Genomic DNA, 15,300 nt, shown 5'->3' with positions numbered 1-15,300 from the left:
CCTCCTCTCCGGCCCCCGGGCCCCCGTGTATCCGGATGGCGTCTTGATGGCGACTGCTTGGCGTCTGGACGGTATCCGGATGGTGTCTGGTCGGTCGGTAAGACAGGCGGGGGCGGAGAAGGTTGCCCTTTGCGGTTGGCGCTATGGGATGAGCCACATTGCCGGAGTTCGGGCAACTTTCGGACGATACGGAACGTCGGGGCGGCCGGAGCCCGCGGCCGAACTCTTGGCAAGGTTGTGATGCGGGGCTGTGCAACCATTCGGGCGATACCAGATCGTCACGGAAATGGCTGGTCGACACGGCGTTCTTGACTGTTGTATTACCCGCGTCAGTGAGTTGACGTAGTACATCAGTCCAAGGTGGGCAAGAACGTGAAGAACTCTGTTTCCCGGGTCCTGGCGGCGGCCGCGGTCGTGGCGGCGCTCGGCCTGACGACCGCGTGCAATGACGACTCCGGCAAGTCGTCGGAGAAGGACAAGGCCGCCAAGGGGGACAAGGCCGCCACCGCCCCGGCCGCAGGGTCGTCGCTCACCGAGGCGCAGCTGACGCAGGCGGCGGTGACCAAGGCGGACGTCAAGGGCTACCTGTTCAAGAAGATGAGCAAGGCGGAGGTCGCCGAGGGCGGCCAGGCGAAGGCGGACAAGGCCCAGTGCCAGCCGATCGCCGCGTTCATGGGGGCGGAGTTCAACCCGGCGCCGACCGCGTCCGTCTTCCAGACGTACGGCGCGGACAAGCCCGACAGCCCCGACGCGGGCCTGACCGGCATGATCCGGATCTCCGCGTACAAGGCGGGCGAGGCGGAGAAGACCGTGGAGGGCCTGCGTGCCGCGCTGGGGGCGTGCTCCGGCGGCTTCACGGTCACCGACGAGACCGGAGACAAGGAGCCGTTGTCGGCCAAGGAGTCGCCGGCGCCGAAGCTGGGCGACGAGGCGCTGGGCTTCACCCTGCGGGGCGGCAAGGGTTCGGACGCGGGCGTCATGAACGTGGTGGTCGTGCGCTCCGGTGCCCAGCTGACCGCCGCATTCGGGTTCGACCTGAAGGCCATGGAGAAGCCGAGGGTCGCGGAGGCCGCGGTGGCCGCTCAGGTCGCCAAGCTGGAGAAGGCCGCGGCCAAGAGCTGAGTCCCTCAACCGGACGGGGAGCGGCGCCTGTTGGGGCGTCCGCTCCCCGTTCGGCGTAGGTGGGGCGGGCGTCCGGGTGGTCTGGCGGCGGGACCACCGGTTTGGCCGGAAGTAACGGTCCGTAGCAACAGAAAATGCGACATATCTGGCGGTGGCGTAGCTTCTTGTCACGTCAGCTTCGCTCTACCCGAGCGAAAGTGCCGATATGAGGAGGCATTGATGCTTGCTCAGAAGACGACTCTCATCGCCGATCCCATCGAGAAACAGGCAGCTCACGCACTGATGGCGGAGCCGGAAACCGCGATCAGCGACGCCCCGCTGTTCTCCCCGGAGGCCAAGGGAGCAGTGCTTCTGCTGCTCCTGGTGTCCCCGAAGTCTCCGACGGAGCCGAGGGACAAGTGAGTGCCCGACAAATGAGTGCCCGACGAGTCGGCGTCACTCGACGCCCGCACGGTGAACCGGGTCCATGGGTGGGGCGCCGCTGATGTGCTCTGCTGAAGGAACCGCTCGTGCGGTATACGCCGAAGCGACGGCCGTCTTGGCAGGTCGTGTCCTCGATGTCCTAAGGGGCATCGAGGACACGGCTGTGCTCGCCGACTTCGTGGACGGCAGCACCGATCCCAAGGCGGCACTCGCGGCCGTGCGGATCCTGGGCCCGGACGTCCTTGCCCCGCAAGCCCTGACCGGTACGGCGGTGCACCCGCAGGACGCCGCGGTCATCGCCCAGTCGGCCACTGTCTTCCCCGCCCCGGTCTTCGCGTCGCCGCCCCCGCAGGGGCCCGTGGAGGACTGGGCCATCGCCTGGCGGGACTGGGCCACCGCCCGGCTGCTGGACCGTCACGGCGGCGCGGCCCCCCAGCCGGACGAACCGGAGAGCGGACCCGCCCTCACCGGCGCTGACCCGTGGTCCCGGTGGGCGGCCATGATGGCCCGGCTGTCGCCGCTGAGCCTGCCCGGAGTGGACGGCCCGGTACCGCAGGCCGCCCTGGCCAACCCGCTCGCGCTGGCCCGCGGCGCCACCCGCGCCCTGCTGCGCCGCGACTACCCGACCGCCGCCCGGCTGGCCCGGTGGCTCGCCGCGCTGCACCACGCGGGCGTCACCCTGCCGCTGGACCCGACGGCGTTCGTCGACCACATCGTGCTGCACACCGGTGGCGGCCCGCGCCTCGCCCTCGACCTGGCGGTGGCGCGCCGGATGCTCGGCCCGGCGCCCGATTCCGGGCCCGGCGGGACGACCGGATAGGCGGCACGAGTCGGATGAGCCGGATGAGCTGGACGAGGGAGCACCGGAGGACCACGGGATGAGGGAGAGGGAGAACGCATGACGGCGCCCGTCACCGCCATCGCCCACCAGATCGCCGCCGGAGCGCTCGGTTGGCTGCACGCGCACCGCGAGTTCGGCGCGCTGCCGCCGGATACCACCGCCGACCTCGGTGACCCCGACAGCGTCTACAAGCCGCTCGGGGAGACCGCGCTGGCCGGCTCGCTGGTGCTGCGGGAGTCGGCCGCCGGCAGCGCCGAGACCCAGGCCGCGCGGGAGCTGCTGGACTTCAGCTGGGCCCAGTTCCGCGAGGGCGACATGCTGTACGAACGCCAGCTGCGCCATCTGCTGATGACGGACCCGCTGGAGACGTACGCCCACTTCGCGCGCTCCGGCTACCGTCACGAGGGCATGGACCGGCTGCTGCGGCACAACGCGGGTCTGCGCTCCGTCCGCGTCGTCGAACACATGCCCAACCGGAAGCTGGCCGTCGCCAACGCCGCCCGGGTGGCCGGTATCCGCTACGACGTCGACTGGGACCGGCTCACCCGGACCACCTGGCTGGGCGCCACCCCGGAGCCCTGGGCCATCGACTGGATGACCGCCTACTCCATGACGCACACGGTCTTCCACCTCACCGACTGGGGCGCCAGCCCCGAGGGGCTGCCCGCCGACATCGCCCGGTATCTGACGACCTGGCTGCCGGTCTGGATCGACATCTGGAGGGAGGTCGCCCAGTGGGACCTGGTCGCCGAGCTGATGATCGTCGACTGCTGCCTGCCGGAGCCGGTCTGCGAGCCGGCCAACTGGGAGCTGCTCGCCTCCGTCCAACACGAGGACGGGCTGCTGCCCCGGGACGGCGACCCGGTGTCCGACGATCCGCAAGAACGGTTCACCGAGCACCAGCACACCGCTGTGGTCGCGGCCATCCTCGGGACCATCGCGCTCTCCCGCGCCCTGGCCCGGTCGGCGGGGACGGGCGCCGCGACGGCGGGCGGTGCGGCGTCCGGCGGTGCGACGGCGGCGTCCGGCGGCCCCGCATGAGCCGCCCCCCGCAGGGCCGCCCCGGCTCGCGGCCTGACGCCGGGCGCCCGGAGCCCCGGCCGCCACGCGAGCCCGCGCCGCCACGCGAGCCCGGCGCCAGGTTCGAGGCCGGATGCGGCGCTGAGCCCGGCCCCGGGCGCGGTGCTGAGCCTGGCAGGGGGCCCGGTGTCCGGCCGGGTCTCGCGGCGTCCGACAGCGGCGCTCGGCGCGGGGTCGCGGGGACTCAGCCTGGCGCCGGTCCGGAGCCCGCCGAACCCGAGCCCCGCCCGGAGCCCGGTGCGTGCGCCGAGGCGGGCAGGCGGTCGGGGCGCGGCGCCCGGCGCGGCCCCGGCGGCATCCGGCGCGGTCACGCAGGTGCGGCGAAGCGCGGTACGGCGACGCGTCGCGGCGCCGGCCTCGGCTTCGGCGGTGGGGCGGGAACCGGCGCCGGGCGGGCGCATGGTCAGCTCCTCGGCGACGCGGCGCACGCGGCCGGCGACGGTGCCGGGGCGCGGCTGCTCGCCCCGCTGCTGGAGGCCGCCCCCGGGGCGAGCACCGTGGCGGTCGCGGCCCGGCACGGCGGCCGCCGGGTGCTGGCCGTCGCCGGCACCACCGCGCACGGCGGCGGCCGGGCCGCCGACCCGCACACCCGCTTCGAGGTCGGCTCGATCACCAAGACCTTCACCGCGCTGCTGCTGGCCGACATGGTGAGCCGGGGCGAAGTCCGCCACACCGACCCCATCAGCCGCTACCTGCCGCGCGGTGTCACTCCCCGCGGGGGCGAGGGCATCACCCTGCTGCACCTGGCCACCCACACCTCCGGCCTGCCCGGGCTGCCCCCGGGCATCCTGCGCCGCGCCGCCCCCCGCTGGTTCACCAACCCCTACGCGAGCTTCTCCGCCGAGGAACTGCTGCCGGCCCTCACCCGCGCCCGGCCGCACCCGGCCCCGGGCACCCGGGTGCGCTACTCCAACTTCGGCGTGGCGCTGCTCGGGCTGCTGCTCGCCCGCGCCGCCGGCATGGCCTACGAGGAACTGCTCGCCACCCGGGTGCTGGCCCCACTGGACCTGGCCGACACCGGCTGCGAGGACGACGAGCACCGGGCCACCGGCTACTGGCACGGTCGCCCCCGCCCCGGCTGGCGCATGCCCGGGCTGCCCGCGGCCGGTGCGCTCCGCTCCAGCGCCCATGACCTGCTGCGCTACCTGGAGGCTCACCTCGCGGCCCTGCCCGCGGAGGCCGGGCCGGGCCCGCACTCCCCGGCCCGGCCCGTACCGCGGGAGCCCGTACCGGAGGAGTCCGTGCCGTGGCAGCCCGTACCGGACGCCGGGATGCCGGGGGCCGGGGTGCCGGACGCCGTGATGCCGGGGGCCGTGCCGGAGCTCGTACCGGCGGTCGCGGAGCGGCCTCCGTATTCCCTTCCGGAGCCGCTTCCGGAGCCCGGGCCACTGGGTGCCGCGCTCGCCGACGTGGCCGCGCCCCGGCTTGCCGTGCGCTCCGGCGGCGACCTGATCTGCCTGGTCTGGAACGCCCGGCGCAGGCCCGGTCACCAGCTGTACTTCCACTCCGGTGGCACCCGGGGCTGCACCTCGTTCGTCGGTTTCAGCCCGCAGCGCCGGGTGGCGTTCGCCGCGCTGGCGAACACCTCGCCGTCCCTCGACGGCGCCTTCATCCAGCGCTCCTATCTCAGCTTCCGGGAGCTGGCCGCCGCCGTGGAAGGCAGCGTGCCGGCCCTGGACTGAGCCCCACGGGTCCGGGGGCTCAGACGCGGGCGTCCGCGGTCAGCCGCTCGCTGCGGCGGCCGCGGACGCCTGTGCGTTGCCGCGCGCCAGGATGCGGCTGAAGGCGTAGTCGGAGATGTCCCGGCCGGCCCGCACCGCCTTGGTGTCCTCCTTGGTGACGGCCTTGCCGGAGGTGTAGCCGGAGATGGTGAAGTAGGCGTACCGGCCGAGCGCGTTGGCGCTGGTGCTGCAGAAGGGGCCGCGGCAGAAGGCGGGCACCTTGCCGCCGAAGAGCGAGGTGACGTTCGGCTTGGCCTGCGCCTTGGCCTTCTCGGCAGCCGCCTTGCTGTCGAAGACGGCGATGCCGACGGTGACCGCGACCCCGTCCTTGGTGAAGGTGGCGCGGAACATCTGCCGGCAGCCGTTCCTGGTCAGGACGGGGACGAGCTTCCCGTGCGCCGCCGCGGCGCAGTTCTTGGTGGCGCTGGTGGGGCCCTTGGCGTACGAGCGCTTGCCGTCGGCGACCGCCTTCGCCTCCGGGAAGAGGGTGCGGACGCTGATCGGCGCGGTGTCCTTCTTCTTGCTGGAGAGGATGTCGACCGGGTCCGGCGGGGGCGGCGGCGCGACATCGGAGAAGGTCGGCTCCGGCGTCGGCGACTCGCTCGGCAGCTTCTCCGGCGCGGGCAGGCGGCTCGCCGTCTCGGACGCCTTCGGGTCGTCCTTGTCGCTGCTGCTGACCACGGCCGTGGCCACGATGGCGGCCACGGCGCCGGCCGCCAGCACGCCGCCGCCGATCAGCAGCCACTTGCGGCGGCGGCCGCGCCGCTCGGTGTCATCGGCCATCGCCGCCCAGTCGGGCGTCTGCGACTGCTGCCCCCCGGGCCCGGACCCCCAGGGCCCGTGCGGTCCCCCAGGCCCCTGAGGCCCCCCTTGCCCAAAGCTCATGGCGCGCATCTTAAACCGGTTGGCCCCGGCCCAGGAGCCCGGGAGAATCCGGCGTCATGGGTCATGTGGAGGCAGCGCACCTGGAGTACTACCTGCCGGACGGCCGGGTGCTGCTGGGGGACGTGTCGTTCAGAGTCGGAGAAGGCGCCTCGGTCGCGCTGGTCGGGGCGAACGGAGCGGGCAAGACGACCCTGCTGCGGCTGATCGCGGGGGAGATCCAGCCGCACGGCGGGACGGTCACGGTCAGCGGCGGTCTGGGCGTGATGCCGCAGTTCGTGGGCTCGGTCAGGGACGAGCGCACCGTGCGCGACCTGCTGGTCTCGGTGTCGCAGCGGCGGCTGCGCGAGGCCGCGGCCGCGGTCGACGCCGCCGAACTGGCGATCATGACCACCGACGACGAGGCCGCGCAGATGGCGTACGCGCAGGCGCTCAGCGACTGGGCCGAGGCGCGCGGCTACGAGGCCGAGACGCTGTGGGACATCTGCACCACGGCCGCGCTGGGGGTCCCCTACGAGAAGGCCCAGTGGCGGCAGGTCCGCACGCTCAGCGGCGGCGAGCAGAAGCGGCTGGTGCTGGAGGCGCTGCTGCGCGGCCCGGACGAGGTGCTGCTGCTGGACGAGCCGGACAACTATCTCGACGTCCCCGGCAAGCGGTGGCTGGAGGAGCGGCTGAAGGAGACCCGCAAGACCGTCCTGTTCGTCTCCCACGACCGGGAGCTGCTCTCCCGGGCGGCGGAGAAGATCGTCAGCGTGGAGCCCGGCCCGGCGGGCTCGGACGTGTGGGTCCACGGCGGTGGCTTCGGTACGTACCACCAGGCGCGGGCGGAGCGCTTCGAGCGCTTCGAGGAGCTGCGGCGGCGCTGGGACGAGAAGCACGCGCAGCTCAAGCGGCTGGTGCTGGACATGCGGCAGTACGCCGCGCGCAGCGACGAGATGGCCTCCCGCTACCAGGCGGCCAAGACCCGGCTGCGGAAGTTCGAGGAGATCGGCCCGCCGCCGGAGCCGCCGCGCAAGCAGGAGATCACCATGCGGCTGCACGGCGGCCGTACCGGGGTCCGCGCCCTGACCTGCGCGGGCCTGGAGCTGACCGGGCTGATGCGCCCCTTCGACCTGGAGGTCTTCTACGGCGAGCGGGTCGCGGTGCTCGGCTCCAACGGCTCGGGCAAGTCCCACTTCCTGCGGCTGCTGGCGGGCGAGGAGGTCGCGCACTCCGGCGAGTGGAGACTGGGCGCCCGCGTCGTCCCCGGCCACTTCGCCCAGACCCACGCCCACCCCGAGCTGCTCGGCCGCACGCTGGTCGACATCCTGTGGACGGAGCACGCGCGCGACCGGGGCAAGGCGATGAGCGCGCTGCGCCGGTACGAGCTGGAGCGCCAGGGCGACCAGCCCTTCGAGAAGCTCTCCGGCGGCCAGCAGGCCCGCTTCCAGATCCTGCTGCTGGAGCTGGCCGGGACGACGGCCCTGCTGCTGGACGAGCCGACGGACAACCTGGACCTGGAGTCGGCGGAGGCGCTTCAGGAGGGTTTGGAGGCGTACGAGGGGACGGTGCTGGCCGTCACCCACGACCGCTGGTTCGCGCGTTCCTTCGACCGTTTTCTGGTCTTCGGCGCGGACGGCCGGGTCCGCGAGACCCCGGAGCCGGTCTGGGACGAGTCCCGGGTGGCCCGCAAGCGGTGACGCCGGCGCTGGGCTGAGCCGGGTGGCCGGTGGCCGGGGTGTGGCCGGCAGGCCCACGGGGGTCTGGGGGTGTCCCCCAGAAGGAGGGGTCAGATCCTGCTGCTGGAGCTGGCGGGGACGACGGCCCTGCTGCTGGACGAGCCGACGGACAACCTGGACCTGGAGTCGGCGGAGCCTCCCCCGGACTTCGTCCGGGAGGTGCCCCCACCAGGAGGGTTTGGAGGCGTACGAGGGGACGGTGCTGGCCGTCACCCACGACCGCTGGTTCGCGCGTTCCTTCGACCGTTTCCTGGTCTTCGGCGCGGACGGTCGGGTGCGCGAGACCCCGGAGCCGGTCTGGGACGAGTCCCGGGTGGCCCGGCGGCGGTAGGCGTCGGTGGCGCGTGTGCTCGCGGGGCGCTGGAGCGCCCGCGGCGGGTGCGCGCCACGCCGTGCCGCCGCCCGGTGGGCACGGGCGTTCGGGGGTCGTTTTGACCCCCGTGGGGGCGGACCGGTATTCTGCCAGTTCGTTATGCGTATTGGCTTGCTCGTTCTCACGTGAGAGGCCGTTACGCCGGTCCACCGGGCCGATGACCAGCGGTCGGTAATCGGGTTGCGTCCCCGCGTGCCGCCAAGGCTGTCGTGATCGTCCGGGTGGCCTTGTCAGGACCATCCTCACTGAAGAAGCGAAGGCTACGACCGTGCGTACGTACAGCCCCAAGCCCGGCGATGTCCAGCGCCAGTGGCACGTCATCGACGCGCAGGACGTCGTCCTGGGCCGTCTGGCCTCGACGGCCGCGTCCCTCCTGAGGGGCAAGCACAAGCCCATGTACGCGCCTCACGTCGACACTGGTGACTTCGTCATCATCATCAACGCCGACAAGGTGCACCTCTCCGGCAACAAGCGGACCCAGAAGCTGGCCTACCGCCACTCCGGCTTCCCGGGTGGTCTGCGGTCCGTCCGCTACGACGACCTGCTTGCCAACAACCCCGAGAAGGCCGTCGAGAAGGCCGTCAAGGGCATGCTCCCCAAGAACACCCTGGGCCGTCAGATGCTCTCGAAGCTGAAGGTCTACCGAGGCTCCGAGCACCCGCACGGTGCTCAGCAGCCGGTCCCGTTCGAGATCACCCAGGTCGCGCAGTAGTCCCGGCCACCCCCTAAGACGAGAGATATCTGAGGAGAATCGTGGCTGAGACCACCGCCGAGACCCCGATCGACGCGATCGAGGAGTACGAGGGCGACCACACCTTCGAGTCCGAGGCGACCGAGTACTCCAGCGAGTCGCTGGCGTCCCGCTTCGGCGAGCCGCAGCCGGCCGCCGGTACCGGCCGCCGGAAGAACGCCGTGGCCCGTGTCCGCATCGTGCCGGGCAGCGGCCAGTGGAAGATCAACGGTCGCACCCTTGAGGAGTACTTCCCCAACAAGGTGCACCAGCAGGAAGTCAACGAGCCCTTCAAGGTTCTGGAGCTCGACGACCGCTACGACGTCATCGCCCGCATCGCGGGTGGCGGCGTCTCCGGCCAGGCCGGCGCCCTGCGCCTGGGCATCGCCCGCGCGCTGAACGAGGCGGACGTGGACAACAACCGCGGCCCGCTCAAGAAGGCCGGCTTCCTGACCCGCGACGACCGCGCCACCGAGCGTAAGAAGGCCGGTCTGAAGAAGGCCCGCAAGGCGCCGCAGTACAGCAAGCGCTAATCGCGCCTCGCTGCGATCGCGGCCTCTTCCCCCTGCTCCTGGCTCGCCTCGGGCAGGATGGGGGAGGGTCCAGCGCCACGCCGACGCCCCGGCGGCACTATCCGTGCTGCCGGGGCGTTCGGCTATCGGGACCAGGCGCCGTACACCCGTGCGTAAGACCCTGGTTCCCGGTACGACACCTTTCTCCCGGGGGGCCAACCGATACCCCCGCGCAACTCGGAGGACAGCAGTGGGACGACTCTTCGGTACGGACGGCGTGCGCGGTGTCGCCAACGCCGATCTGACAGCGGAGCTGGCACTCGGCCTGTCGGTCGCGGCGGCGCATGTGCTCGCCGAGGCCGGCTCGTTCGAGGGCCATCGGCCGGTCGCGGTGGTCGGCCGGGATCCGCGTGCGTCCGGGGAGTTCCTGGAAGCCGCCGTGGTGGCGGGGCTCGCCAGCGCGGGCGTCGACGTGCTGCGGGTGGGCGTGCTGCCGACCCCCGCCGTGGCCTATCTGACCGGCGCGCTCGGCGCCGACCTCGGCGTGATGCTCTCCGCCAGCCACAACCCGATGCCGGACAACGGCATCAAGTTCTTCGCCCGCGGCGGTCACAAGCTCGCCGACGAGCTGGAGGACCGGATCGAGGACACCTACCGCGGGCACGCCTCCGGCGAGCCCTGGGACCGGCCGACCGGCGCCGGCGTGGGCCGCGTGCGCAACTACGACGAGGGCTTCGACAACTACGTCGCCCACCTCATCGGCGTCCTGCCCAACCGCCTGGACGGCCTCAAGGTCGTCATCGACGGGGCGCACGGTGCCGCCGCCCGCGTCTCCCCGGAGGCGTTCGCCCGGGCCGGCGCCGAGGTCATCACCATCGGCACCGAACCCGACGGCCTCAACATCAACGACGGCTGCGGCTCCACCCACCTGACCAAGCTGCGCGCCGCGGTGGTCGAGCACGGCGCGGACCTGGGCGTCGCGCACGACGGCGACGCCGACCGCTGCCTGGCCGTGGACGCGTCCGGCCAGGAGGTCGACGGCGACCAGATCCTGGCCGTGCTGGCCCTGGCGCTGCGCGAGGCCGGGGGCCTGCGCGGGAACACCGTGGTCGGCACCGTGATGTCCAACCTCGGCTTCAAGCTCGCCATGGAGCGCGAGGGCGTGGAGCTGGTCCAGACGGCGGTCGGCGACCGCTATGTGCTGGAGGAGATGAAGGCGCACGGCTACGCCCTGGGCGGCGAGCAGTCCGGGCACGTCATCGTCCTGGACCACGCCACCACCGGCGACGGCACGCTGACCGGCCTGCTGCTGGCGGCGCGGGTGGCCGCCACCGGCCGCTCCCTGGCCGAGCTGGCCGCCGCTATGGAGCGGCTGCCGCAGGTGCTGGTCAACGTGCCGGACGTCGACAAGTCGAAGGTCGGTACCAGCGCCGAGCTGCGGGCGGCGGTCGCCGAGGCGGAGCGCGAGCTGGGCTCCACCGGCCGGGTGCTGCTGCGCCCGTCCGGCACCGAGCCGCTGGTGCGTGTGATGGTCGAGGCCGCCGATCTGGACCAGGCCCGCTCGGTGGCCGGGCGACTGGCCGACGTGGTGAAGTCCGCGCTCGGCTGAGCCCGCGCCGTGCCGGCCGGGGCGACCGTGCCCGGCCGGCCCGCCGTGCCCGCCCGAAGGCCATGCGAAGGCCATCCCGCCGGGCCCGCCCGAAGGCCATGCCTGCCATGCCCGCCGTGCTGCCAGAGGCCGTGCCCGGCCGGCCCGCCCGGCCGGAGCCGCGCGCGGCGGGTCGGCGAAGAAGTCGCCGCCCGGCGGCCGGTCAGCCCCTCGGCAGGAACTGCGCCAGACGCTTGCGCTGCGTCGCCCAGAGAGCCTTCTGGGCGAGCAGCGTGAGCGCGCCCGCCACCACGATGCCACCGAGGTTCGCCACCAGCTGGCCGGCCGAACCCGCGGTCTGCTCGTAGTCCCCGTAGCTGAACGCCACCGCCGCGTTGGCCGCCGCCGGGACGGTGGTCACCGAGATCGCCACCCCGATCAGCGCTCCGGACTTGGCGGACGTCAGCGAGAGCGTCCCGGCGATGCCCGCCAGGAACGCCACCACGAAGGACATCCAGTCCGGCTGCCAGATGAAGGCGGTGTTCGGGCGTTCCCCCTCCACCATCGACTTCTCGAAGAGCCCGAAGAGGTCCAGGCAGCGGCTGAAGACGGCGGTGAGTACCATCGCCACCGCGAAGCCGATGATCAGCGCGATCGTCGACCGCAGCGCCCGGTGCCCGGAGCGCTGCACCAAGGCGGTGGAGATCCCCGCCAGCGGACCAAACTCCGGTCCCACCGCCATCGCTCCCACGATCAGGATCGCGTTGTCGAGCATCACCCCGCAGGCGGCCAGCATCGTCGCGACGACCATGAACGCGACATAGCTGATGGTGAGCGTGGACTCCTCATGGGTCGCGTCCGCCAGCTGCTCCCACAGCACCGCGTCCGCGGCCTCGCCCGGCGTCTCCTCCTCCGCCTTCTCGGCGCGCTGGGAGAGCGACAGGTCGATGTTCTCGACCGCGATGGACCCCACCTTGTGGACGCCGACCTCCCGCAGCCGCCTCAGCGCCATGTCACCGGCCTCCCGCGCGACATCGCACATCACGACGTCGCCCCGCGGGTTGCGCGCGGCGTCGGACAGCACGACCAGGTGCGTGGTGCCGACCGTGTGTTCCAGGATGCGGACCACTTCGTCGGTGCGGTCGGTGGGCGTGATCAGCCTCAGATGCAGCATGGGCCGCACCCTAGCGGGGGCCGCCCCGACGGGCGGCCCTACAACTTGCGCAGGCTCAGCCGCTGCACCTTGTGGTCCGGTCCCTTGCGCAGCACCAGGGTGGCCCGGCCGCGGGTGGGTGCCACGTTCTCCTCCAGATTGGGCCGGTTGACGGTGCGCCAGATCATCCGCGCGTAGTCCAGCGCCTCGTCCTCGGAGACCTGGGTGTACTTGCGGAAGTACGAGAACGGGTTCTGGAACGCCGTCTCCCGCAGCTTGCGGAAGCGGCCCAGGTACCACCGTTCGATGTCCTCGGTGCGCGCGTCCACGTACACGCTGAAGTCGAAGAAGTCGGCGAGGCCGACGCGGGTACGGCCATCGGTGCCGGGCAGCGCCGGCTGCAGCACGTTCAGCCCCTCGACGATCAGGATGTCGGGCCGGCGCACCGTCTTCCGCTCGCCCGGCACGATGTCGTAGATCAGGTGCGAGTAGACCGGGGCCGACACCTCCTCCTTGCCCGCCTTCACATCCGCCACGAAGCGGGTCAGCGCCCGGCGGTCGTAGGACTCGGGGAAGCCCTTGCGGGACATCAGGCCGCGGCGGTTCAGCTCGGCGTTGGGCAGCAGGAAGCCGTCGGTGGTGATCAGCTCCACCCGCGGGTGCTCGGGCCAGCGGGCCAGCAGCGCCTGGAGCAGCCGGGCGGTGGTGGACTTGCCCACCGCGACACTGCCCGCCACGCCTATGACGAAGGGGGTGCCGGGCTGCGCGCCGTTCCCCTTCTTGGTGTCGCCGAGGAAGGTGTTGAGCGCGCCGCGCAGATTGCCGGTGGCGGCGACGTAGAGGTTGAGCAGCCGGGACAGCGGCAGATAGACCTCCCGCACCTCGTCGAGGTCGATGACGTCGCCGAGGCCGCGCAGCCGCTCCACCTCCTCGGCGGTCAGCGGCAGCGGGGTCTTCTCGCGCAGTGCGCTCCACTCGGCGCGGGACAGGTCCACATAGGGACTCGACTCGGCGGGGCGGCGCTGCGGGACGCGCGCGGTGGACGTGATCACAGATTCATTGTCACGGCTCGGTGGGCGAGCCGGAGCGTGGGGTCGGTCACGCCCGCGCCCCGCTGACCTCGCGCCCGACGTCCCGCTGACGCCGCGCGCGATCTCAGTGGCATGGGTCACAGTGGAGAGGTGCGAACGGGTGACGGCGACGCGGGTGATTTCCCATGACGTACGCGATCCAGGCGGAGGGTCTGGTCAAACGCTTCAAGGAGACCGAGGCCCTGGCGGGGGTGGACCTGGCCGCGCGGACCGGCACCGTGCTCGGCCTGCTCGGCCCCAACGGCGCGGGCAAGACGACGGCGGTGAGGATCTTCGCCACCCTGCTGCGGCCGGACGCCGGCCGGGCGCTGGTCGGCGGGTACGACGTGGTGCGTGAGGCGGGCCGGGTCCGTGCCATGGTCGGACTCACCGGCCAGTACGCGGCCGTGGACGAGATGCTCACCGGCACGGAGAACCTCCTGATGATCGGCCGCCTGCTGGGCATGGACCGGCGGTCGGCCCGGGCCCGGGCCGCCGAGCTGCTGGAGCGGTTCCAGCTCAGCGACGCCGGGGGCCGGGCGGCCAAGACCTTCTCCGGCGGCATGCGGCGCCGCCTGGACCTGGCGGCGAGCCTCGTCGGCCGGCCCCGGATCCTCTTCCTCGACGAGCCGACCACCGGCCTGGACCCGCACAGCCGCGGCGAGCTGTGGGACATGCTGCGCGGGCTGGTCGCCGAGGGGGTGACGGCGCTGCTGACCACCCAGTATCTGAACGAGGCGGATCAGCTCGCCGACGACATCGTGGTGATCGACAAGGGCCGGGTGATCGCCGAAGGCACCCCGGACCAGCTCAAGGCGCGAGTCGGCGGGCAGGTGCTGGAAGTGCGCCCGGTGGACCCGGCGGGACTGGCCGCCGCCCATGCCGCACTGGCGGCGGTCGCCGGCCCCAAGACCCGGATCGAGGGGGAGGTCGTCACCGCCCCGGTCAGCGACCCGTCGGTGATGCCCACGGTGGTGCGGCGGCTGGAGCAGGCGGGGGTGGTGGTCGGGGAGTTCGCGCTGCGCCGCTCCTCCCTGGACGAGGTGTTCCTGGTGCTCACCGGCCACCGGGCCGAGCCGGACGGCGCTCCCGGCGGCCAGGGCGCAGGCAGCGAGGGCGCAGGCGGCGGCCAGGGCGCAGGCGGCGGGACCGCAGGCGGCGGGGGCGACAGCGGCGGGGCCGCAGGCAGCGGGGGTGACGGCGAGCGGGAGGCCGCCGCCGAGGAAGCTCCGCACGACGCGGTCCGGAGCACCTCATGACCGCGGTGACGGCCACCGTGCCCGTCGGCGGCGGCAGCGGGAGAGGCGCGGCCGGGCGGGTGCGCCCGCTGGCGGCGCTGCGGCAGACCGCCACCCTGGCCTGGCGCAGCCTGGTCTCGGTCAAACACAATCCGCTGGAGCTGGTCGACTACAGCATCACGCCGATCATGTTCGTCGGCCTCTTCGCCTTCGTCTTCGGCGGTCAGATGGCCGGCTCGCCCGAGGCGTATCTGCAGTACGCGCTGGCCGGCATCATCGTGCAGAACACCCTGTTCATGAGCATGTATACGGCCATGTCGCTCAACACCGACATCACCAAGGGCGTCTTCGACCGATTGCGCAGCCTGCCCATCGCCCGGTCCGCGCCGCTGCTCGGCCGGATCGCCGCGGACCTGTGCAAGCAGCTGTGGGCGATGCTGCTGATGATCGGCCTCGGCTCGCTGCTGGGGTTCCGGATCCATCAGGGCCCGGCCGGGCTGCTGCTGGCCGCGCTGCTGCTCCTCACCTTCGCGGCGGCCATGTCCTGGACCGCGGTGCTCATCGGCATGCTGGCCGGTGACGCGGAGAAGGTGCAGGTGTTCGCCTTCACGCTGATCTTCCCGATCACCTTCACCAGCAGCGCGTTCGCCCGGGTGGAGACCATGCCGGGGTGGCTGCGGAGCTGGGTCGAGGTCAATCCGGTGACGCATCTGTCGGACGCGTTCCGCGCGCTGCTGACCGGCGGGAAGCTGGCCGGTCCGGTGGCGTGGTCACTGGTCTGGGCGGCCGGGATAGCCCTGGTCTTCTTCCCGCTGGCCATGCGGGCGTACCGGGCGCGCCTGTGACACC

14 protein-coding genes and 1 pseudogene are annotated in these 15,300 nt (G+C 72.6%); 12 read left to right on the top strand and 3 right to left on the bottom strand.

The window, feature by feature from the left end:
• The first annotated feature begins 372 nt into the window (after positions 1-372).
• The 5 genes from AC4BDD_RS11450 to AC4BDD_RS11430 all read left to right on the top strand — a co-directional run bounded on the left by AC4BDD_RS11450 (position 373) and on the right by AC4BDD_RS11430 (position 5,148).
• Entirely contained in the window at positions 373-1,122 is a 750-nt protein-coding gene (locus AC4BDD_RS11450) for a hypothetical protein (RefSeq protein WP_490690898.1), read from the top strand.
• 219 nt (positions 1,123-1,341) lie between these two features.
• Positions 1,342-1,524: a hypothetical protein gene (locus AC4BDD_RS11445; RefSeq protein WP_490690897.1), complete on the top strand. Its 183-nt coding sequence runs from the start codon at positions 1,342-1,344 to the stop codon at positions 1,522-1,524.
• Between the two features lie 184 nt (positions 1,525-1,708).
• Positions 1,709-2,365: a hypothetical protein gene (locus AC4BDD_RS11440; protein WP_490690896.1), complete on the top strand. Its 657-nt coding sequence runs from the start codon at positions 1,709-1,711 to the stop codon at positions 2,363-2,365.
• 78 nt (positions 2,366-2,443) lie between these two features.
• Entirely contained in the window at positions 2,444-3,427 is a 984-nt protein-coding gene (locus tag AC4BDD_RS11435; protein ID WP_490690895.1) for a DUF6895 family protein, read from the top strand.
• 536 nt (positions 3,428-3,963) lie between these two features.
• On the top strand, positions 3,964-5,148 hold the full coding sequence (locus tag AC4BDD_RS11430) for a serine hydrolase domain-containing protein (protein WP_490690894.1): 1,185 nt from the start codon (positions 3,964-3,966) through the stop codon (positions 5,146-5,148).
• A 39-nt stretch (positions 5,149-5,187) separates the two neighbouring features.
• On the opposite strand, the gene AC4BDD_RS11425 is transcribed toward AC4BDD_RS11430, so the two are convergent.
• Complete coding sequence (locus tag AC4BDD_RS11425) at positions 5,188-6,072, bottom strand: hypothetical protein (RefSeq protein ID WP_490690893.1); 885 nt, start codon at positions 6,070-6,072, stop codon at positions 5,188-5,190.
• Between the two features lie 56 nt (positions 6,073-6,128).
• On the opposite strand from AC4BDD_RS11425, the gene AC4BDD_RS11420 reads away from it, so the two are divergent.
• The 5 genes and pseudogenes from AC4BDD_RS11420 to glmM all read left to right on the top strand — a co-directional run bounded on the left by AC4BDD_RS11420 (position 6,129) and on the right by glmM (position 11,011).
• On the top strand, positions 6,129-7,748 hold the full coding sequence (locus AC4BDD_RS11420) for an ABC-F family ATP-binding cassette domain-containing protein (RefSeq protein WP_490690892.1): 1,620 nt from the start codon (positions 6,129-6,131) through the stop codon (positions 7,746-7,748).
• Positions 7,749-7,832: 84 nt separating this feature from the next.
• Positions 7,833-8,118 (top strand): annotated as a pseudogene (locus AC4BDD_RS11415) (hypothetical protein); the annotation flags it as partial.
• Positions 8,119-8,428: 310 nt separating this feature from the next.
• On the top strand, positions 8,429-8,872 hold the full coding sequence (rplM, locus tag AC4BDD_RS11410; protein WP_490690891.1) for a 50S ribosomal protein L13: 444 nt from the start codon (positions 8,429-8,431) through the stop codon (positions 8,870-8,872).
• A gap of 68 nt (positions 8,873-8,940) precedes the next feature.
• Complete coding sequence (gene rpsI / locus AC4BDD_RS11405; protein ID WP_490691746.1) at positions 8,941-9,423, top strand: 30S ribosomal protein S9; 483 nt, start codon at positions 8,941-8,943, stop codon at positions 9,421-9,423.
• 229 nt (positions 9,424-9,652) lie between these two features.
• Positions 9,653-11,011: a phosphoglucosamine mutase gene (gene glmM, locus AC4BDD_RS11400; protein ID WP_490690890.1), complete on the top strand. Its 1,359-nt coding sequence runs from the start codon at positions 9,653-9,655 to the stop codon at positions 11,009-11,011.
• Positions 11,012-11,213: 202 nt separating this feature from the next.
• Here the strand turns inward: glmM and AC4BDD_RS11395 are convergent, their stop codons facing one another.
• Positions 11,214-12,164: a DUF389 domain-containing protein gene (locus AC4BDD_RS11395; RefSeq protein ID WP_490690889.1), complete on the bottom strand. Its 951-nt coding sequence runs from the start codon at positions 12,162-12,164 to the stop codon at positions 11,214-11,216.
• 38 nt (positions 12,165-12,202) lie between these two features.
• A complete protein-coding gene (coaA, locus tag AC4BDD_RS11390) occupies positions 12,203-13,192 on the bottom strand; it encodes a type I pantothenate kinase (RefSeq protein WP_490691745.1) in 990 nt (329 codons plus the stop codon).
• Positions 13,193-13,359: 167 nt separating this feature from the next.
• Between coaA and AC4BDD_RS11385 the strand changes: the two genes are divergently transcribed.
• Together AC4BDD_RS11385 and AC4BDD_RS11380 are read left to right on the top strand one after the other, a co-directional pair.
• A complete protein-coding gene (locus AC4BDD_RS11385) occupies positions 13,360-14,472 on the top strand; it encodes an ATP-binding cassette domain-containing protein (protein WP_490690888.1) in 1,113 nt (370 codons plus the stop codon).
• Positions 14,469-15,296, top strand: coding sequence for an ABC transporter permease (locus AC4BDD_RS11380; RefSeq protein WP_490690887.1), 828 nt, complete (start codon positions 14,469-14,471; stop codon positions 15,294-15,296). The genes AC4BDD_RS11385 and AC4BDD_RS11380 overlap by 4 nt, the downstream gene beginning before the upstream one ends.
• Positions 15,297-15,300 lie beyond the last annotated feature (4 nt).

The sequence above is a fragment of the Streptomyces sp. JLBT605 genome (assembly GCF_058215555.1).
Note: the sequence above shows the minus strand (reverse complement) of the source record. Positions and strands in the feature narration are given on the sequence as shown.